General features: G+C 49.3%; 12 protein-coding genes. 1 reads left to right on the top strand and 11 read right to left on the bottom strand.

What is annotated here, in order from left to right:
• Nucleotides 1-23: 23 nt before the first annotated feature.
• The 5 genes from Q9292_RS13080 to Q9292_RS13060 all read right to left on the bottom strand — a co-directional run bounded on the left by Q9292_RS13080 (nucleotide 24) and on the right by Q9292_RS13060 (nucleotide 5,249).
• Complete coding sequence (locus Q9292_RS13080; protein ID WP_194746937.1) at nucleotides 24-371, bottom strand: flagellar protein FlaG; 348 nt, start codon at nucleotides 369-371, stop codon at nucleotides 24-26.
• A gap of 73 nt (nucleotides 372-444) precedes the next feature.
• The gene (locus Q9292_RS13075; protein ID WP_275354917.1) at nucleotides 445-1,245 is read right to left on the bottom strand and encodes a flagellin; all 801 of its coding nucleotides are present in this window, start codon (nucleotides 1,243-1,245) and stop codon (nucleotides 445-447) included.
• An 818-nt stretch (nucleotides 1,246-2,063) separates the two neighbouring features.
• Complete coding sequence (locus tag Q9292_RS13070) at nucleotides 2,064-2,864, bottom strand: flagellin (RefSeq protein WP_313988804.1); 801 nt, start codon at nucleotides 2,862-2,864, stop codon at nucleotides 2,064-2,066.
• Between the two features lie 235 nt (nucleotides 2,865-3,099).
• Nucleotides 3,100-4,203, bottom strand: coding sequence for a DegT/DnrJ/EryC1/StrS family aminotransferase (locus Q9292_RS13065; protein ID WP_313988801.1), 1,104 nt, complete (start codon nucleotides 4,201-4,203; stop codon nucleotides 3,100-3,102).
• A 245-nt stretch (nucleotides 4,204-4,448) separates the two neighbouring features.
• A complete protein-coding gene (locus Q9292_RS13060) occupies nucleotides 4,449-5,249 on the bottom strand; it encodes a flagellin (RefSeq protein ID WP_313988799.1) in 801 nt (266 codons plus the stop codon).
• A 413-nt stretch (nucleotides 5,250-5,662) separates the two neighbouring features.
• On the opposite strand from Q9292_RS13060, the gene Q9292_RS13055 reads away from it, so the two are divergent.
• The gene (locus Q9292_RS13055; protein WP_313988796.1) at nucleotides 5,663-6,514 is read left to right on the top strand and encodes a 2OG-Fe(II) oxygenase; all 852 of its coding nucleotides are present in this window, start codon (nucleotides 5,663-5,665) and stop codon (nucleotides 6,512-6,514) included.
• An 87-nt stretch (nucleotides 6,515-6,601) separates the two neighbouring features.
• Here Q9292_RS13055 and Q9292_RS13050 read toward each other — a convergent pair whose 3' ends face one another.
• From Q9292_RS13050 to Q9292_RS13025, 6 genes are all read right to left on the bottom strand, one after another.
• Nucleotides 6,602-7,012: an FdtA/QdtA family cupin domain-containing protein gene (locus Q9292_RS13050; RefSeq protein WP_313988795.1), complete on the bottom strand. Its 411-nt coding sequence runs from the start codon at nucleotides 7,010-7,012 to the stop codon at nucleotides 6,602-6,604.
• A gap of 185 nt (nucleotides 7,013-7,197) precedes the next feature.
• On the bottom strand, nucleotides 7,198-8,652 hold the full coding sequence (locus tag Q9292_RS13045; RefSeq protein WP_313988792.1) for an FAD/NAD(P)-binding protein: 1,455 nt from the start codon (nucleotides 8,650-8,652) through the stop codon (nucleotides 7,198-7,200).
• Nucleotides 8,653-8,654: 2 nt separating this feature from the next.
• Nucleotides 8,655-9,413: a class I SAM-dependent methyltransferase gene (locus Q9292_RS13040; RefSeq protein WP_275354908.1), complete on the bottom strand. Its 759-nt coding sequence runs from the start codon at nucleotides 9,411-9,413 to the stop codon at nucleotides 8,655-8,657.
• Nucleotides 9,410-10,339 carry a GNAT family N-acetyltransferase gene (locus Q9292_RS13035; protein ID WP_313988788.1) on the bottom strand — a complete coding sequence of 310 codons (930 nt, stop codon included), beginning with the start codon at nucleotides 10,337-10,339 and terminating at the stop codon, nucleotides 9,410-9,412. Before Q9292_RS13035 ends, Q9292_RS13040 begins: the two co-directional genes overlap by 4 nt.
• Nucleotide 10,340: 1 nt before the next feature.
• Nucleotides 10,341-13,793 carry a tetratricopeptide repeat protein gene (locus Q9292_RS13030; protein WP_313988785.1) on the bottom strand — a complete coding sequence of 1,151 codons (3,453 nt, stop codon included), beginning with the start codon at nucleotides 13,791-13,793 and terminating at the stop codon, nucleotides 10,341-10,343.
• Entirely contained in the window at nucleotides 13,790-20,932 is a 7,143-nt protein-coding gene (locus Q9292_RS13025) for a tetratricopeptide repeat protein (RefSeq protein WP_313988783.1), read from the bottom strand. The genes Q9292_RS13030 and Q9292_RS13025 overlap by 4 nt, the downstream gene beginning before the upstream one ends.
• Between the last annotated feature and the right edge of the window lie 246 nt (nucleotides 20,933-21,178).

Here is a 21,178-nt window from a genome sequence, read left to right as displayed (position 1 = left end):
TCTCCAAATACAATCACAATTCATCACACCGTTTGACGAATGACTAGGCCTCTTAATTTGTCCAGCGTCTTGCTAATGGCCAGCACCTCCTCATTTGGGATTTGCCTGAGCACCTTCTGTGTCTCGGTGTCGACCACTTTCACGACGATACGGTCTGTGTCATCATCAATCGAAAACTGTATGGTTTGCAGCGCAGGCGCCACATAGTCATTCAGTTTTTTTACCGCCCCGGTCAAAGTGGCTTTATCCATCGCTTCGACAGGTTTTTGCTCGCCGCTGGCTTCTGCATACTTCACCAGCTTCAAGCTATTTACTGCAGGCACACCTGTTAATGTGCGGTTACCGCCAACACCATCCATAGATTGAGTCATGATGCTGCTCCTCTGCTTAGCCTAAAATCCACAGAGGGATGCCTCTGTGGATATGATTCAAGTGTCTGAACAATTAACCTCTCAGCAAGCTCATAACACTGTTAGGCAACTGGTTGGCTTGGGCCAGCATTGCTGTGCCTGCTTGTTGCAGAATCTGGTTACGGGTCATCTTCGCAGTTTCTGACGCGAAGTCTGCATCCGTAATCCGGGATTTCGCTGCAGAAATGTTTTCCACGTTCACTTGCAGGCTGCTCACAACGGCTTCAAAACGGTTTTGGTAGGCACCCAGGCTGGCACGTGAAGTGTTCACCGCATCCAGTTGCGCATCAATCGCGGTAATCGCTGCAGTCGCATCTGAAACAGTGGACACGTTGCCGCTAATAGATGCCGCAGTCACTGCGCTCACCTGCAAGGTATCTGCAGAACCAGAACCAATCTGGAAGGTGTAGCCTGAACCGCCAAATACATTCAAACCGTTAAACTGGGTAGATGTACTCAAGCGGGATAATTCTGAAGTCAGCTGTGTAAACTCTGTGTTCAGGTTGGCACGGTCACCAGAACCATAGCTGCCGTTGGCTGCCTGCACGGCCAGTTCACGCATACGTTGCAGGGCGTCTGTCGCTTTGGACAAACCACCTTCTGTCACTTGCAGGTAAGAAATCGCGTCGTTTGAGTTACGAATCGCAACATCACTACCACGAATTTGGGAGTCCATGCGAGTGGCAATCGCCATCCCCGCTGCATCATCTTTAGCGCTATTGATACGCAAGCCGGAAGACAAACGCTGAATCGATTGATTCAAGCCTGTTTGTGAAGCATTCAGGTTACGCTGTGCATTCAGAGATGCAATATTGGTATTAATTACAGAAGCCATGTTAAATCTCCTTTAGAGTCGTATATCCAATGAGTGTCAAATGGGCATGTCATATCAACGTTGATTCACTTGCGACTACGTGTTTGCTATTCAGCGTTGTTATTACTTTTATCGACCTCGCCAGAAATTTCTTTAATGCTGCACTTTAAATTTCTGTTGGGTAGATCATGCACTTGAAACTATTTACGACTCCTCTCGGAAAAACTTTAATATCAAATCATTCATGGCAAATTCAAGCCGTGCAACATGGCTACCATGCCGGTGTCAGCATGGTCATCGCGTCAGCACGACTTGGTCTATTCTTGCGAAAAATCCCGTGTAATTTCCTTCAGTCCTGCAGTCTCCATGAACTCATTTTGTGCCCGCTGCACTCAAGTGAGTTAGCGGTACACCAACATGCCTACTTTACCGTAACCAAGCCAGCATAATTTGGCTAAACAACGACGTTTTTACCTGCTTATCTTCAAAGTCGCACAGACGCTCACTGAGAGATGGAGTACGTTGAAATCAGAGGTGAAAATAAAGGTATTCTTTTTATTTTCATAAACTTATCGAATTGCTTGACGTATTGTGGATCATGAAACGAAGAAGGGAAATGAAAGCCACTCGGCTGTAGATCAGGCGCAATGTTGCATCCGCAGGACAAACCTGCAATGCCCATGTTGTGACACGCCAGTGCAAGGGTTGATGCTGTTGTGTTAGACCGGCAGATCAGGATGCATAGCCAGGTGCTGACTGACAATGCTGGCGACTAAAAAAAGAAAAGCGAGCACTTGTCTAAACAAATGCTCGCCATAATTTGAAAGCCTCGAGAAAACTTAGCCTCTGAGCAAGCTCATGACACTGTTAGGCAACTGGTTGGCTTGGGCCAGCATTGCTGTGCCTGCCTGTTGCAGAATCTGGTTACGGGTCATCTTCGCAGTTTCTGACGCGAAGTCTGCATCCGTAATCCGGGATTTCGCTGCAGAAATGTTTTCCACGTTCACTTGCAGGCTGCTCACAACGGCATCAAAACGGTTTTGGTAGGCACCCAGGCTGGCACGTGAAGTGTTCACCGCATCCAGTTGCGCATCAATCGCGGTAATCGCTGCAGTCGCATCTGAAACGGTGGCAACACTGCCAGTCACAGAAGCCGCAGTCACTGCACTCACCTGCAAGGTATCTGCAGAACCAGAACCAATCTGGAAGGTGTAACCTGAACCACCAAATACATTCAAACCGTTAAACTGGGTAGAAGTACTCAAGCGGGTTAATTCTGAAGTCAGTTGTGTAAACTCTGTGTTCAGGTTAGTACGGTCACCAGAACCATAGCTGCCGTTGGCTGCCTGTACGGCCAGTTCACGCATACGTTGCAGGGCGTCTGTCGCTTTGGACAAACCACCTTCTGTCACTTGCAGGTAAGAAATCGCGTCGTTTGAGTTACGAATCGCAACTTCATTGCCACGAATTTGGGAGTCCATGCGAGTGGCAATTGCCATCCCCGCTGCATCGTCTTTGGCGCTATTGATACGCAAGCCAGAAGATAAACGCTGAATCGATTGATTCAAGCCTGTTTGTGAAGCATTCAGGTTACGCTGTGCATTCAGGGATGCAATGTTGGTATTAATTACAGAAGCCATGTTTTAGTCTCCTTCAGAGTCCTATGTGTAGTTAGTGTCAAATCGGCATGTCATATCAACGTTGATCCACTTTTTGACTTCGTGTTTGCTATTCAGCGTTGTTATTACTTTTATCGACTTCGCCAGAAATTTCTTTAATCATGCACTTTAAATTTCTGTTGGGAAGATCATGCACTTGACACTCTTTACGACCCTACTCGGAAAAACTTTAAACGAGGCGATGCGTGAGACAGTCTCACTGCGCTCTGAAAAACTGCTGTACCAGCTCAATCACCTGGTCGACAGCCGTGACTGAGAGTTGCGGGCCCATGGGCAAACTCAGTACTTGATTGGCATAACGCTCGGCACACGGAAAATGGCCTGCTTGCCAACCGAGCGACTGATAAGCCTGTTGCAAATGTGGCGGGACGGGATAATGAATCAGGGTTTGCACCCCATGCGCCTGCAACCAGGTTTGCAAGGCATCGCGTTGTGGCGTTGCGATCACAAACAAATGCCAGATAGTATTGGCCCAGGCTGGAGAAACAGGCAATTGCAAAGGCAGGCCTTGCAAACCCTCAAGATAGCGCTGCGCCAATGCCTGCCTGCGTGTATTCCACTCATCCAGCGCAGCCAGCTTGACTGACAGCACGGCGGCTTGCAAGGGATCCAGGCGACTATTCACGCCAGGCTCCAGATTGTAATATTTGACGGCTGAGCCATAATTGCCAAGCGCGCGTATACGTTGGGCGAGATGCTCATGCCTTGTGGTGACGGCCCCACCATCGCCCAAAGCCCCCAAATTCTTGCCCGGGTAAAAGCTCCATGCGACCGCATCCCCATGCGTACCTACCCATTTACCCCTGACGGCAGCGCCATGCGCTTGCGCAGCATCCTCCAACACCAGCAAGCCATGCTGTTTGGCTAATGCACAAATGGCATCCATGTCTGCCGGGATACCATATAAATGCACCGGCAAAATGACTTTGGTTTTAGCTGTGATTTTTGCCTGAATGGCGGCAACATCAATATTGAACTGCCCCTCAGTAGGCTCGACAGGGACCACAGTCGCGCCGACCGCACTCACCGCCAACCAGGTCGCAATATAAGTATGGGAGGGGACAATCACCTCATCCCCCACCCCCACATCCATGGCGCGCAAGGCCAAGGTCAGTGCATCGAGGCCATTGCCCACGCCGACACAATACGGGGCGCCAGTATATGCGGCAAACTGGGCTTCAAAGGCCTCCACTTCTTCGCCACCGATATACCAGCCAGAACGGGTAGCCCTTAACAGGGCAGTCTCAAGGTCAGGCGACAATTCGTCATAAGCGGCTTTGAGATCAAGGAAAGGAATCATGTTTGGCATCCAATTATCAACATCCCAGCAACAGGGATCGCGCGTGTTACCGCAAAGATTGCGTTAACTATATCGCATCTGGAAACTTTAAATTGAAAAAAACAAAACCGGTTTTACCGGCCTATCCTGAACGATAGAGAACTGGTGTGTTGATGAGATGATCCAGAAATGAAGAGGTCGTGAGCTTTTGCCTAGACAAAAGCCCACGACCTGTAAACATATACACCAAGAAAGCTGCTGAAAGACTACCCTTTAATCAGTGACATGACGCTGTTAGGCAACTGGTTGGCCTGGGCCAGCATCGCCGTGCCAGCTTGTTGCAGAATCTGGTTACGGGTCATCTTCGCAGTTTCTGACGCAAAGTCTGCATCCATAATCCGGGATTTCGCCGCGGACACATTTTCGATATTCACTTGCAAGCTGCTGATTACCGCTTCAAAGCGGTTCTGGTACGCACCCAGACTCGCACGTGACGTATTCACTGAATCCAGTTGCGCATCAATGGCTGTAATCGCAGCCGTTGCTGCTGAGGCGGTTTGCACATTACCAGTGATGGAAGCTGCGGTCACGGAACTGACTTGCAAAGTATCCGCAGAGCCAGAACCAATCTGGAAGGTATAGCCTGGACCGCCAAATACATTCAAACCGTTAAACTGGGTGGAGGTGCTCAAGCGGGTTAGCTCCGCAGTCAATTGCGTAAATTCCGTGTCCAGATTGGCTCGATCACCGCTACCGTAGCTGCCGTTGGCTGCCTGCACCGCCAACTCACGCATACGCTGCAGCACATCAGTCGCTTTCGACAAACCACCTTCGGTCACTTGCAGGTAGGAAATTGCATCATTGGAGTTGCGAATTGCCACATCATTGCCACGGACTTGAGAGTCCATGCGTGTTGCAATCGCCAACCCGGCCGCATCATCTTTGGCACTGTTAACGCGCAGCCCTGAAGACAAACGCTGTATGGATTGATTCAAACCAGCTTGAGATGCATTTAAATTGCGCTGGGCATTTAATGATGAAATATTGGTATTAATGACTGCAGCCATGTTAAGCCTCCTTAATGTACAAAAATATCGAGCTTCATGTTAAGTATTCATGCCACACTCAAGCTCTTCAAATCTGTTTTAAATTAATCTGATTTCGCACGTTATTACTCAAGTTAAGCAAATGCTGACCGTTATAGTAAGAACGTTGCGTCAAGTTAAGAATCACTTTATCGCAGCCCCGCATATTTGATTTCATTGAATAGAACGTGGTTTTGCCACTATTTCTAGAGATATCCCTGCGCGCTGATTGATGCGCTAAAACGCTAAGACCTTGTCGCACTGCGCCACCACCCAAGGTCGGTACTGCATCTACAAAAATTAGCGCATAAATACATGCGTATTCGCCTTAATAAATTGCTTGTGCGTCCGATATAAATACATAACACGCTCAATGAATGCGAAGGGGGATTTTCATGCAATCGTTTCTGGATTTGAATCAACTGACCAAAGGAATGCAACATTTTGAGGATGCAAAGCCCTTTCGTCATGCCGTGATCGATAACTTCCTGAATCCTGACCTGGTGAAAAAGGTTGCACGTGAGTTTCCCGAGTATGATTCTTCGCGCTGGTTTTGTTACCAAAACCAGATTGAAGATAAAAAGGCCTTAAATGACTGGAATGCCTTCCCTGCTCTGACCTATGCCCTGTTTCAAACTCTGAACTCAGCACCCGTGATAGACAAACTGTCCGAAATTGTCGGCACCCAGTTGTATGCTGATAACGGGTTGCATGGTGGCGGCTGGCATATTCACGGCACCGGAGGCAACCTGAATCCGCACCTGGATTACTCCATTCACCCCAAACTGGGCTTGCAACGCAAAATCAACATCATTATCTACGTCTCTGAACAACTGAAGGCTTACCATGGCGGCCATTTGGGTTTGTGGAGTCACGACGCTGAACAAAACCAGCCAGGTGAACTGATCAAAGAAGTCTGCCCCAAATTTAACCGGGCCGTGATTTTTGATACCACCCAGAACTCCTGGCATGGCATGAGCCGCCCCCTGACGCAGCCTTATGGTATCTATCGCAAGAGCCTGGCCGTCTATTACCTGTGCGAACCCCCTGTCGATGCTGACCCTAGAGGCAGAGCTTTATTTGCCCCTAGAGAAGAGCAGAAGGAAAATGCAGAGATTGCTGAGCTGATTAGAATGCGCGCCAATGTATCGACCTCTGGCCAGGTCTACCGCCAAAACAAAAAGCCGGTCAAACAACCAGCACAACCTGTCACGACTGCAACCACTGTGAGCCACTCGGGCACATAGTGATTCACGTATAAAAAACAAAGGCGCATCAGATCAATGATGCGCCTTTTTATATGCCCACTTCAAAAACGGGATAAAACGGTGATCTCAAGCAGCCCAGCGCGCGCGCATAAAATCATCATAACGCCGGAAATAATCAGTTTCGTCATATTTTTCTGAGGCCAGGCACATTAATACTGAACCTGAAGAAAAATTATCAATTTCACGCCAAATCATAGGACAGATATACAAGCCATAATAAGAACGGGCTAAATGAAATTTTTTCTTATCCTTGCCATCATCCAGGGTGATATCAAAACTACCAGACATGGCGACAATAAACTGATGCAGATTCTTGTGCGCATGCCCGCCGCGCTCGGCCCCGCCCGGCACATCATACACATGGTAGACGCGCTGAATCGCGAATGGGATTTGATTATCACTTTCAATATATGTGAGGTTGCCATGCGGGTCATGGATTTTAGGCAACTCAATAATTCTGCAATGTTCTAGTGGCATACACACACCTGCTCTATCTCGTAACTCAACCCACTATACGATAGGCATGCACGAATTAATTCAACTAATAAAGCCTGGAAAAGGCAGCATTTATCATCAGTAAGGTGACAGGCTCGCCTCACAGCCAAATAAGGCATATCAAATTGCTCGCCACCAGAATCTGTGGCGAGTCAGTGACTTGAGATTCAGGCAGGCAGTGTTTCCTTGACTGTTTCAACTTCTGCGTCCAGGCGGGTTTCTGCATAGTACAACCCTTGAATCACCTGATCGTTAAGTGAGGTGGCAAAAAAGCCGCTCGACATTGCGAGTAAAGCAATCTCAGGATGCAGTGCTGCCACGGTTTGCTGATCTTGCTCCCAAGCATCCCGTGCCGCCTGATCTGGTACCAAAAATCCACCCGGGATACGTTTGATGGCAGCAATCAGAGGTTGGGCATCTGCCGCAATCATGTTCATGGCCGCCAGTTCGGCCAGTAATTTCTCAACGATGAATGCGTCCGAATCATTCTCACCGTACAACTGTTTGAAATAATTCTGGTTAAACTCAACCACAATATTCATATCTTCGTCTTGTTGATCAGCACATGCCGTCTGATTTGTAATCCGATAAGCGCATTTATCCATATCCAGAACATGCAAAATCGTATACACATCACGGATGTCCGCTTTTTTAATGCGCAGAAATAGTACAGCAATCGGCGATTTAATCTCTTGCACTATGGTAGGCTGTTTCCCCAGCGCCTTGAGCAAAGCTGCTGGCGCACCGGTCCAGACCAAATGGCCACCTTCAATAGGACCACTCACGGCCCCCTCACCCAACTGTAACCGCCATCCACTGTCATTTTTTTCTACCGTTTGGATCGCTTGTTGCACATAGGTGATATTGGGATGACTGAGTACTTGTTGTTTGACTTGACGGCAGATGCCACCGACCGCCCCTTGCTTGGGATAGTGAAATACGGTGGGTTGCAGGGGCACCGCTTTTCCCTGAAAACTAGCCAGCAATGTCTCGGGGTAGAAGAGTGGTAACCAGGCGACACGATGATAACGTGCCAGCATTTTGTCGGCTGTCACGCCTTGTGCCTTCATCAGGTAAGGAGCAATGATATGGTCATGCATGGCTTTACCATGATTGGCAAGGGAAGCGGTCAGGTAATCCAGCGTATGGTAACGGGCACCATTGGATTTTTCGCGCGCATGAATCTCTGCAGCAGGTAATTGCTGCAACTCTTGAATACTTTGCTGGGCAAAAGGCAATTGACTAAAGGTATGGTAGCTATTACTCAATACCACATCATCGTAAGCCTTGTTCTGCAACCACATTTTTGGCATGTCAAACTGATGTAATGGCGCATACTGCAGGGCCCAGGCATGCACGATATTCATAAAGCGGCCCACATCATTACGTAGCTTGGGGTTATAGCTGGCTAAGGTACTTTTTTGCGAAAGATAGCCATCCAGCTCAAACTTGACTAGACCCGCATCAAACATCACGCCATCAATCTCCAGTCCGGCAAAGTAACCGCCCAATGGTCCACCAGGATTGACCAAGGTCACCTTTTTGCCTTGGCGCGCCAACTCTAATGCCGCGACCATTCCAGCTAAAGCATTCCCTACAATCACCGTTGTTTTAGTATCCATTTTCAGTCCTCAAGTTTGAGATTGACATAAATTTCAGAGCCGTTTTCAGGAAAATGCCGGGCCAATTGCCACAAGCCATCCAGCATTTCCTGCGTCAGCAAGCCTTGTTGCATCAGCGTCATCATTTGGTGATGGGTAAATGGCTTCACCAAAAAAGAACCTGCCTCAAGCACTTGTAATCCTAGTTCTTTCGCCAATACTTTTAATTGTTTTAAATCAAAAATACGTGGCTGATTAAATGATTTTTGCAGTGCAGACTGGGCATAGACGCTATCCATCAACCCCATCTCCACAGCTAGCAGGCGGTGCATAGACAACGCATTCGGCACATTGATATGAATCACTGTATTTTGACCTGCCAATGCTTTGGCACTAGCCAATAATGCCTTCGCATCTGGCACCTCATGCAACAGGCTGCTCAGCAGGATCAAATCATATGCCGGGTCAGGTTTACCGAGATGGCTACTTTCAAGAAACGCCTCGATCACTTGTGCACCTGCTAATTGGGCAGTATCTTTTCTGGCTTTTTCTGCAAACTGCGGGCCAGGCTCAACGACGGTCAGGCTTTCAAAGCCTTGCCAGTGATTCGCAATCGTATCCCAACCGCAGCCTACCTCCAGCACATGTTTGGGTTGATATTTTTCAAACAACTCTAGCAAGAGTTTTTTACGATAGCGCGCCTGAATCACTTCAAAATCGCTGGCGCTGTACGCTTGCTCATAAGCCGAGATCGCCTGTTTACGTTGGTCATCATGCATCATACACAATCCATTTCCAGCCATTGCAAGGTTGTCGTGCGGCCACCAAACATTTCCTTTTGCGCACATAAGCCTTCATTAAAACTTAAGCCATTGTGGCAGGTAGAAATGCCAAAATTAAAATAGGGCTTATCTGCGTAGACTTCGCTGATGAGCGTTTCCAGTAGTAAATCTACCGCCCCCACTTCTCTTGCCACCGGACTAGGCGCAATGTATTGCGTGTGCGCAACCCGGCCAAAATCAAACATGACAACTCCGGCAATCGGCTGCTCATCTAGATAGGCCATATACAAGCTGATTTCAGGACAGCGGCTGGCTAGCAGCGAGATCTCTTGCAGGCTGTGCGTGGGACTGGTGCCATGTCGCGCTTGCAAATTATCAGTGAGTATCTGCCAACAACTGGCATAGTCATCACTTTTTCTAATCGTGACCCCTGCTTTAGCCGCTTTGGACAATGCATGCTTACGACCTTTTGATAAGCGCAAACGTGACTCCTGCATAATGGTGGTTGATACATCCACTCGCATGGTCCTGGCACCTAATCTAAACAAGGCATACAAATCCTCTTCACTGGGCATGCTGTGATAAATATGAGGAATAGGCTTATAAATAAGCTTTTTAATCCCCATGGCCGCCCAGTAATCACGTAACTGCTCAAACAGGGCTTTTACATCTGCCGCCCCCAGACGTGCACTCATGACCAAACCGCCAAAACTCAAACCGCCATGGCTGACGATGGTGTCACCGTCGCGGCTCGCCGGCAACATGGCAAGTACTTGCCCTTCCTTCTCTATCCACAAAGAAGCATCCTGAAAACGGTCAGCGTGATAATCCATGTAGCCTCTTTTGAAAAAGAAGGCCCCATTCCGGCTCTGTGCCAAAAACTGGTCCCATGCCACATGCTGTTGCTGATAAGTCCGAATATCCATACTAGTGACTCATTTTCCCCAATACCTCTTGATAAGCGTTCATGGAACAAGCCTGTTCATAGTAGGTACGTGCCGCTTTTGCATACTTCGAATGATCAGCATTCAGTGCTTTTAAACCGGCGATAAACGTCTCCATGTCATGCCAGTAAATCGTCTCAGGGGCATGGCTGCCAACGTTAAGATGACGCGGGCAATCTAGGGCTTTAAACGCCAGTAAAGGATAGCCGGCTCCCTGCGCCTCAATATCCGACTTAGCGCCCATAATAGGGGCAGAGCCAATAAACACATGTGCATCAATCTCGAGCAAGGCTTGCCATAAGGAGGGCACGTTGCCCATATACACAAAACGCGCTACATCCAAGCCTTTTTGCGTTAGGTAGTCCCGCACTTGTTGCAGCACAGGGGCCTGAATCTCACCAAAATGATAATGCTGACCTTCGCCTAGATACAATGCCTGGCAGACCAACTCCTGAAAAGCAATCGCACCCTCGGTTTTAAACTTGGCAAAGGTGCCAGCCGTGACTGTATTCAACTTGCCAGAGGTATAGTCAAAAGTTTTAATCCCTTGGTCAACAGCCGTCGTTGGTAAAAACAATGTTTCGCGATCCAAATCTTCATGACAGTTGATGGCTCGCTGCCCATACAAATCGACATGTTTCAAATGGGGGACGCCGCTTCCTACTGACAAATTGTGATCCGCATGGTGAATAAAGTAGTAATCCGTCTCAAAATTAGGCTGACAAGCCACGACCGCAGCGACATCATCCTGATGCGTCAACAAAAACACATTGCGGGCATAGGTATTAATCAGGCTGGCCAAACGTTGGCCTTTGGCCAGCAAACTTTCTTGTGGCAGGACTAAAACAGGGCACTGTGGCAGCGCGCTTTGAATATTCTTGTAAAACGATTGTGTTGCAAATCTTGCATAAACATCGGTGATCACCAGCATGGGATTCTCAAGCTGATGCAGCATGGTAATAATATCCTTGGTATGTCCGCCAAAGTCATAGACTTCTGTTGCAACAACAATGTTTGCCAGTTTGGCATTGCGTGGTACAACGGCTGGAATACCCAAGTCTATGTTGGCAAGTAACTGATCAAAATATGGTGCAAATATTTTATGACCAGTAAATTCTGGCAACCACATCAGTTTCAAAACCACTGCACGCACAAAATTAATCAGTTTATCGTTCTCCATCAAAGCTGGAAAACGTTGCATAAAGGCCTCACAAGCGCTTAAATCCATATTGCCAGAAATCAACGCTCCGCTAGACTGGCCTCTTTGAATATCGGCTACATTGGCTGTCACAATCTCCTGCAGCAGGCCGGTAGCGTCTATCAACCCCTCCATGACCGGACTTTGTTGAACTTGAGGATTGCCAATGAGACCAATCGCGTAATTGACAACTTCCTCATATAGCATGTCATGCATTGCCTCAGACAAGGCATACTTCTTAGCCTCGCTGATCGCCATAAACACGGTTTTAAAGGCATGTAACTGGGTATAGGCATCAATAATGGTGACCCAGTACTGCTCAATTTGAGGGGCATTCGCAATCGCTGCTTCCAAATATGGTAACGCGGCATCTAATGCCTCTGTTTCTGCGAGCAATCGTCCATAGTCATGATTAGCCCTGGCATGTTTGGGATCAGCTTGTAACACTTGTTGTAACTGCGCCTTGGCAGACTGATAATTACCTTCTGCCTGTAAAGCTTGTGCTTGCGTCAACAAAGCCTCTATTGCCGCATGCGTTATCAAGTTTGACTCTACAAGCGATGCGGTCTCTGTTTCTTTTTGCAAGCGCCAGGCACTATCGGTTTTCTCTAGACACTCCTGATTTAATAGCTGAGCCATTTGTGCAGTCAATGCATGTTTCTGGCCTTGCTTGATCGCCTCATAAGCTGCAGGAAAGTCTTGCGCTAAGATATAAGCATCAATCAGGCTCACCCAATATTGTTCAACCTCAGGCCTGGCCATGACTGCTGCTTCAAACTTGGGTAAGGCGGCTTCAACACCCCGCGTATGCGTTTCAATAAAGCCCAGATTGTGATTGGCCCCGGCATGTTGTGGCTGATTCTTGAGAATATCTTCATATAAAGCCATCGCCTTTTGAAGCTCACCTGCGGCTTGTAATTGCTCGGCCTGCGCATACACTTCCTCAATCGCTTGCTCGAGCTGATTTAACCGATGGCGCTTAATCCGATCAACGATCTTATCTTTCAAAGCAGTGTAGCCCAAACTATCCACGTCACAGTGCTGCTTACAGGCCTGTTTTTTCATTTCATCCAATGCCTTGAATTCATCCATGGTCACAAATTCAGCCAATGTCGAATTGACCAGTGGCATTAAAGTTGAATCATAAGCTTTGACCCGCCATTGCGGTTGTGTCACCAACATCAAGGAAACAATCCGTTCAAACACAAATGACTTACACGGCAAAAGTTTATGTTCATGGGTAGTATCGGCATTCAAACATTTTGCGAGCAGCGTTTTACCCTCTTCAGCTTCATGAAACAAATCTTCACAAGCTGCCAGCCATGTTCGCCAGAAGCTAGGTTTTGCCACAAAGAAATTAGAATACACAGAGTTTTCGCTGTGCATGATGAGTGTGTCCATCTCGGCTTGAGGCGCAATTTTATTGATCACCAATTCAAAGCAAGGTGCAATGCCTTGATGGGCCAGGATACCTTGATGGAATTGATTCAGGAAAAACGCGGTCTGGTCAAAAAAAGGTGAAAAAAGAATCACGTCTGACTGATCAGCATTGGCCTCGATAAAACGGTAAACCTCTGCAGAACTTAACCCGGTTTTTTCAGAAAACTTTGGCGAGAAGAAGCCATAGAAGGTCTCTTCATCTAGCGCCTCATTTAAAAAGTATTGACGCATAAACCAATACTCACGCCAATCTGGTCGGGGATTGGCCAGGTTATCAAACGGAATAAATCCTTTATCCAACTCGAGGCGACTTTGTTCGGAATAATAGGCCTGGTAAATTTTAACCTTAGCAACGTTGCCTGATTTGACAAATGAAGCAGGCACTTCGCTTGCAGTGGCCATGACTGAAGACCCGGCCGCTTCCATCATGTCTACACATGTCTGGGCCAGTACGTGTGCTTTTGACAGTCCTAAACCGTACTGCAACCCTAATTGAATTGCCGCAGCAGCTTTTTGCAATTGCGCGCAAAACATTAAGGCCTCAATGTAGCTGACCCAATATTGCTCATTCCCGGCATCCAGCTGAACAGCCTGTTCAAGTTTGCCGATTGCACCAGCATCCCCTTGTGAGCGCAAAACCAATCCAAACTGGTGATAAGCAGGCGCATAGCGAGGATATTGCTGCAACATAGCCTGATAGTGTCTAAGCACTTGTTCCGGTTGATCTGCCAGCGCATTGGCCTCAGCCATCAGTTGCTCCGGCGTGGCATTCATCTGATTGATAGTGTCCTGGCTCATGCATTGGCCTTTCTTGAAAGTTCATGGATTGCTGTCTGCAGGGTTTGTGGGCTGACATCCGGTGCATTCGTGCAATGCTTGCAGGAGCTTGGCATATCACCTCGCAGCAATGCATGACGGAAGGCACGTATCCCTTCACCGTTCAACCCCTCCTCTTCTTTGCCACTATCAATATTGCCCACCGGATCCATTTCAGTCATGCAGCAAGGGAAGATTGCAGCATCGGCAGCCAGCGTAAAGCGTGTCCATGGCTGCAAACAAAGCTTGGTGGAAAGTTGCGGATCGGCCTGCACAGCGCCTGTATCAGTGGCTGCAGCATTGATACTTTTCGCCATGGCTTCGATTCTCTCCATCAAATGTGGCTGTATGGTGACGCGAAAGCCCTGCTGCTTATCTGCAATTTCCATGGCATGCTTTAAATGCTCAACAGCTTGCTTGAATGACACCGGATCATCATTGTGCAAAGGACGAATCGCATGTTTGTCAGTGGCTTCACGCTCAAACAAATCTGAAATCGTCACCGACGTGATCGGTAAATTAGACAGCATCGCCATCAATTCAGGCAGGCCGTCAGCCGCTTCATGATATAAAGTAACGTTCACCGTCAGTTTGGGCAACTTGAGACCGTGAAACTGGCAATAAGTCTGCAAACGGGTAATGTTGTAAATAATCAAACCGAGGTCGGACTTGGCGCGTACCTCACGTGTCAATTGCCGATCAGCGGTATCAATTGAAATCACGATCCCGTCTAGCTGCGCAAACACAGCCCAATCCTCATCTTCGTATTTGGCCGCAAAGTTGCTGTTGACATGGATATAACATGACGGATTACGAGACTTGCCAGCGTGTATCATGCGTGGAAAGTCTTCACGCCAATGCGGATGAAAAGTAGACTCACCGGTTCCTGCCAGCAACAACTCGCTATAGGAAGATTGCTCGATTAAATGAATGACCGCATCCACGGTTGTGGTTGTCATATCCATATTGCGCCCAGGAATTTGGTCGTCGCCGGGATTGCTCTTGGAGCAATACTTGCAGCGCAAATTACAACGGGAAGTGTACTCAATCATCAATGCCTGAGGATAAGCCTTTAACCAGCTTTCAGGGAAAACTGTCTGATCTGCAAGTGGTTTTGTCTTGTTAAACCACTGAACAGGTTGCGCTAACAGAGGCTGCTGAGGGACAACGGACACTGGCACGTCATTGCTAACAGTTGTCTGCATCTTGCTTTCAGCAAATAGCTGTTGTTGTAATTGCTCGACAGAAACCAGGGCTGAATCAGGCGTACTTTTCTCAGCAAACTGTTGGCTCGCCGCTTGCATGCAATCATTCATCAGCATGGCTGCTGACGCAGCGGTTAACCCATGTTGCTGCCCTTGCTGAATAGCCAAGAGCGCTGCCCGAATGTTGTCTTGCATCATCAATGCATCAATATAGGTGACCCAATATTGCTCTACTTCTGGCTGCTGCATGACTGCTTGCTCCAGTCTTGGCAAAGCGAATGTGACACCGCGGGTATGTGTTTCAATCCATCCCAACTGGAAATTGGCTTCCGCATGTTGGGGTTCTGCCTTGAGCAAGGCAAGATAAAGTTCAGCCGCCTGCGTAATCTCTCCTTCTGCCTGTAATTTCTGGGCGGCAGCCATTAAATCACTACTAGGCGTGACAGGAGAAAGTGTGTTTACGGCTTCTACAGTATCAATTTCTTCCACAAGCATCTCTGGCTCCATATGTAGAGTGGGGTGAGATAGGTCGGCATCCACCCATCTGCTTTGAATTGAAGCTGGGGCCTGTTGCGCACACCAGCGTTGCCACATCTGGAATAACATCTGGCGTAACGCCTCTGCTTGCAAGCCAGGTTTGGCGAGCAAACTGTTAGAAAAGTGTTCACGCATGTGGGCGCGACACGCTGCCAACTTTGTAAAGTCAGCACACAGGTCCAGGGTCTGCTTGATCAGGCTGTCATGGTCCGAGGCAATAAATTGCATCAACCCCAGATGCTGCATCAATGCCATGGCGCCACGGCTTGCTAAGCGGTCACCGGCAACACATAACGTGGGCACGCCCATCCACAGCGCATGTGCCGTGGTGGTGACGCCGTTGGAGGGGAAGGTATCCAGGCAAATATCGACCTCGTGGTAATAGCCTAAATAGCTTGCCATGTCAGTGCGTGCGTAATAGCGGATGCGGTTAGCGGCAATGCCAGCTTCGGCAAACCAGGTTTGCAAATGCTGCGTGCTTTCGCCCTCTCCCACCCCACCAATTACCAGGCGGCTGTCAGGCAAGGCTTGCATCAACGCGGCCCATTGTTGCACGGTGGCCTGAGTGATTTTGAGGACCCGGTTAAAGCAAGCAAACGTGACATAGCCGTTGCTCAGTGCAGGCAAGGCATTCACCTCTGGCGCTTGCTCATATGGGATAAAAGTTGCATTCACCGGCAGCTGCACCAGCTTTTCAGTAAACTGGTCATCAAACTGGCCGGGGGGCAACAGATATGAGTCTGCCAGGTAATAATCCATGCTGCTCAAGCCGGTGGTGTTGAGGTAGCCTAGCCAGCTCACCTGAACAGGTGCAGGCTTGCGCGCAAATGTCAGCAAGCGGTTGCCTGAGGTATGGCCGGATAAATCAATCAGGATGTCAATGCCGTCATCCCGGATTTGCTCGGCCAGTGCCTGGTCTGACCAGGATGAGACTTCGTACCATGTTGAAAAATAGCCCTGCATCTGGGTGGTGACATTATCCACCAGCGGTTGATTGGCATAGGCAACCAAGCGCAGAGAGGTTTCTTTGGCCAGCTCATTAAGTAAAGGCAGCATAAAGTGCGCGACCGAATGGGCCCTGAAATCTGCAGAGACCCAGCCGATATTAAGTGGCCTGTGCACGTCACGTGTATTCTGATGTGGCAGCCAGGCTGCTTTGAGCGGCGCTTCATACAAGTCGGCATAGGCTTGATGTGCTTGCATGAGTGCGGCATTGTCTATGTGTTCTGCGTGGGTCATGCAAAACAGCAAGTTGCTGAAGCAATCGGCATAGTTGGGTTGCAAGGCCAATGCGCATTTAAAGTGCTCGATGGCCGTTTCTACCTGACCCAGATCCTTGAGGACTGTCCCCAGATTATTGTAAGCCGCAGCGTAGTCCGACTTGAGGGCAATCGCTTGTTGAAAGGCAGTTGCCGCTCCAGGCAGATCTCCCTTGGCCTTGAGGACGATGCCGTAATAGCAATGTTCTTGTGGATCTTGCGCATTCAATGTCAGGGCCTGTTTGGCCGCAGCGCTGGCATCCTTTTTTTGCAGCATCAAGACATCCGCCAGCATTTTCCAGCCCGCTAGCCACTGCGGATATTGCCCCAAATAGGTGTGCAGGGCCTGTTCCATTTGTCCATATTGTTGCTGCTCAAACGCTGTAAGCAAGGCTTGTTGCTGGGAGGCATCCGGTTGCATGGCTGCGTCTTGCGACGAAGCTTGTGCATGTTGCACGGATTGGCGAGTGAACCCAGGCATCTTTAACGCTTCGGCAAGCTGGTGCACCGCCTCCGCATGCTGCGGCAATGCCATGGCTTGCTCAAAGGTAGCAGCCAAGGTATCGGCACTCGCCGTGGCATGCATGGCCACCAAATAATGTTGCAGATACTCCCACTCAGCCGGCTGTGCAGCATGGGCTTGCGCAAAACAGGCCACGGCCTCTTGCTGATGCCCCTGCGCCCAGGCGATGAGTCCCAGATTAAACCAGGCAGGGGCGGATTGTGGAGCAACCGCCAGAATCTCTTGATATAACTGTGTCGCGGTTTGCAGATCACCCGCTTGCTGATGCTGCAGAGCCAGTGTAAACACTTCTTCAAGCGCCGCGCCAAGTTCAGCCGTCATCGGCGTGCCAACTACGGCCTCACCCTCGCCCCATTTACGCAGATACATCTGATATTTGTCACGCCAGCGCTGCTTGCCAAAATTGCCCATGCTCTGGTGCGTCAGGCTGATCGGCCAAATACCGAGCTTGAGCCCGGCATGGGTCGCTGTACGGCAAAAATCCAGGTCATAAAATTCAAAATCAAATTGCGGGTCATGGCGCACATTGGCTTGCGTCAGCGTGCGTTTGTAGGCGGCCATGAAGACACCATCCATCAAGACACAATCGCCTTGTTCAGCACCAAAATAGGTGTTGTGCCCAAACGGATGTTCGCTGTGCGCAACCTTGCCACGCAAGAACGCAGACTGCTCCCAGGTAAAGGCAAGGTCGGTAAATAACCATGCTGGTTGCTTGGGCAACATGCGCGCAGTGCCGGCGACGCCAATCACATCATAGGCCGCGAGGCCATCCATCACAGTTTGCACAAAAGGGTTCTGGTCCAGCCAGATATCGTCATGGGCAAAAATGACCAGCGCATTGTCAGGCGCGATGGCAACGGCCTCATTAAAAACTTCGGATAGACCGCGTGTATTTTCGTAATACACATACGGAACGATTCTGGCATCTTGTTGCATATGACGCTTGAGCGATACGCCGAGTGCAGAAGAAGCCCAGAAGGCTTCTTCACTGGCCCGGGTGGCGCTAATGATCCAGACTGGATCCTCACCGGCATAAGCGTCCTGAATGCGTGCTTTAGCCAACAGCGCGTCGGCAATACCCGTCACCCGCTCGTTCCAGACATTCCACAGCAACTGTTCCATATCGCGTGCAAAACGCTCGCCATCCATCAATGGGGAGCGCATCACTTGCGCACGTAAGCCTGCCCGCAGATTGGCAAGGGCAGGTAAATCCGCAGCGAATTGGATTGCTTTTTTTACAAAAGCTTTCTTATCTTCGGCAACCCACTCTGGCAAGCCAGCGCTGGTCATCATGCTGGCGCCTTGGCGGGAGATCATGGTCTCGCCCGGCATGGTTAGCGTAGGTACGCCCATCCACAAGGCTTCGCAGGTCGTTGTGCCCCCGTTGAACGGGAAGCTGTCCAAAATCATGTCCACGGCATGATAGTTTTTGAAATAGGCATCTCGCGCTGTGGGACGCATCAAGACACATTGTTCAGGCTGGATACCGGCTTGTTGCAGTCTGGCCAGGGCTTCAGCTTGTATCTGATCATCTTGAAAGGCCTTGCACTGCCAGTAAAGTTTGGCCGCAGGCAGTGCAAGAAACACTTGAGCCCAAACCGCCAATACCTCGTCGCTGACCTTGCTGTATTTTTGAAAGCAACCAAAGGTCACATAGCCATTTTGCAAGGCAGGCAGCGGATTCACCTGCTCATTGGAGTCAGGTGCTGAGAAACACAAACGGGTATGCGGCAGTTTGACAACGCTTTCGGTAAATTGCCCTTCACTACCCGCAGGCACGCTGACCGGGTCAGCAATCACCGCATCCATGGTAGGCAAGCCTGTGGTATCCCAGTAGCCCAGCCAGGAGGCCTGCACGGGCGCCGGACGCCAGGCAAATAATGACACGCGGCTATCTGCCGTATAGCCAGAGAGGTCGAGCAAAATATGAATGCCATCTTCACGGATCAGGCTGGCAGCACGGGCATCATTCATGCCTGCTAATGAACGCCATTGCGTGCAGTGTTTTTTCAAGACCTGGCTGTAATTGTCCTCACGCCCATCGGCTGAGTAAGCATAGATTTCTGTTTTACCGGCATCGATATGTTTTAACCAATGCTCAAGAAAATAGCCCACCGGATGACTGCGCAAATCTGCAGACACCAGACCAATGCGCAAACGCTGGTCTTGCGCGTTGACCAACCAGTTTTTGAAAGGTGCAGCCTTGGCCATAAACTGCTCACCACAGGCACGTGCATACTTTAAATGCTCTTTCGGGCTCAGCTCATTGGCAAAACTGTTGGTATATAACAGGTTACGGTAAGCTTTATCCAAATGGGGTGCGCGTGCGATGAGCTTGACATAAGTCTCCACCGCCAGCTTGACATCGCCCTGCTCCAGATAGGCACTGCCCAGATTGATGTAAGAGTCCAGATACTCAGGATCCAGCGCAATCGCCTTTTCCAGAGCTTGCCGGGCACGCTCCACCTCACCAACCAAACGCAGCGAAACACTGTAGTTACTCCAAAAAGCGGCGCAGTCCGGCTTGAGCTGCAACGCTTTTTCATAATATTCCAGAGATTGTGCATACTCTTGTTTGTAATACAGCAGCAAAGCCATATTGCAATAGGTAAACGGATCTTCGATCCCCAGGCTCATCGCTTGCTTGCAATAACGTTCTGCTTCAGTGAGCAACTGCTGGTTAATCAGGGTAGAGGTAAAGTTATTGAGTTCTTCGATCTCTGGCGCTTTGACCTGCATGATGGCCTTGGCGCAGGCTTCATATTCCAGCGGTTGTTGTAACTGTTTATACAGTTGAGCCAGGTCATTGAGCAACTGCCAGCTCTCAGGATTGAGCACCCTGGCTTGCAACCACACTTGCTCGGCTTCCTTAAAACGGTTTTTTTGCCGCAGACAATGCCCGTACTGGTGCAGTGCATCAAAATAGGTCGGGTTCAGATCAATGGCGCGCTGAAAATGTACCAGCGCCTCATCCAGGTTACCCAGGACAAACAAGACTTGTGCCATGTTGTAGGCCAGCACGGCATTGTCAGGCTCAATCTCTAGCGCCTGACGATAATATTGCACAGCCTCAAGTGACTTGCCGGATTCATGCAGCAACGCTGCCAGGTCAAACAATACCAGTGCATCGCGCTTGTTAAGCTGCAAAGCGGTACGCAACAGTTTCTCGGCTTCTTTCTGCTGCCCGGCTTCTTTGAGCAAGCTGGCCAGATTGGCATAAGCGCGGGTCATGGATGGATTCAAACGGATCGCCTGACGATAATGCTTGGTGGCCAGGGTCACATCCCCCAGTTGCGCGGCCACATTCGCGGCATTCAAGAATACCTCTGCATCTTTTTTAAGCAGCTTGACGGCTTGTGCAAGGGCCTCGCCGGCGCCTTGCAGGTCACCGCGCTGTTGCAGTAAACCGCCCAAAATTTTCCAGGCAATCCCCTCTTTTGGAAACTCACTGGTTAACTGCCGGGCAATGCTAAAGCAGGCTTCAGTGGCGCCTTGCTGCCAAAGCTGTGCCAGCTGCTGCAACAGTTGCTGGCGGCCAGGTGCGCTGCCATGTGTTTGGCTATCCTGGGCAAACGGGGTGACAGCAAGCTTGTTCATAACAGAGAGTTCCAAAAATTTTCTCTTATTATTGAAAACTCCTGTGCAAAGGCATCGCTTAAAAAAAGCGGAAAACACCAGCCAGCTTATGTGTTCAGCATGGTGACAGCCCAGACGAAATGCTTGCCAAGCCGCACCAGCTCTGGATTGAGGAGAAAATACCGTTTTATGTCAGAAGCATACCAACACGCGCAACCATTAAAGAAAAGATCAGGGCTGCCGTAAACATGCCCCGCTCATGAGACA

The sequence above is a fragment of the Methylophilus sp. VKM B-3414 genome (assembly GCF_032248435.1).
GTDB classification, from domain to species: Bacteria; Pseudomonadota; Gammaproteobacteria; order Burkholderiales; family Methylophilaceae; genus Methylophilus; species Methylophilus glucosoxydans.
This window is presented reverse-complemented; position numbering and strand designations above follow the sequence as displayed.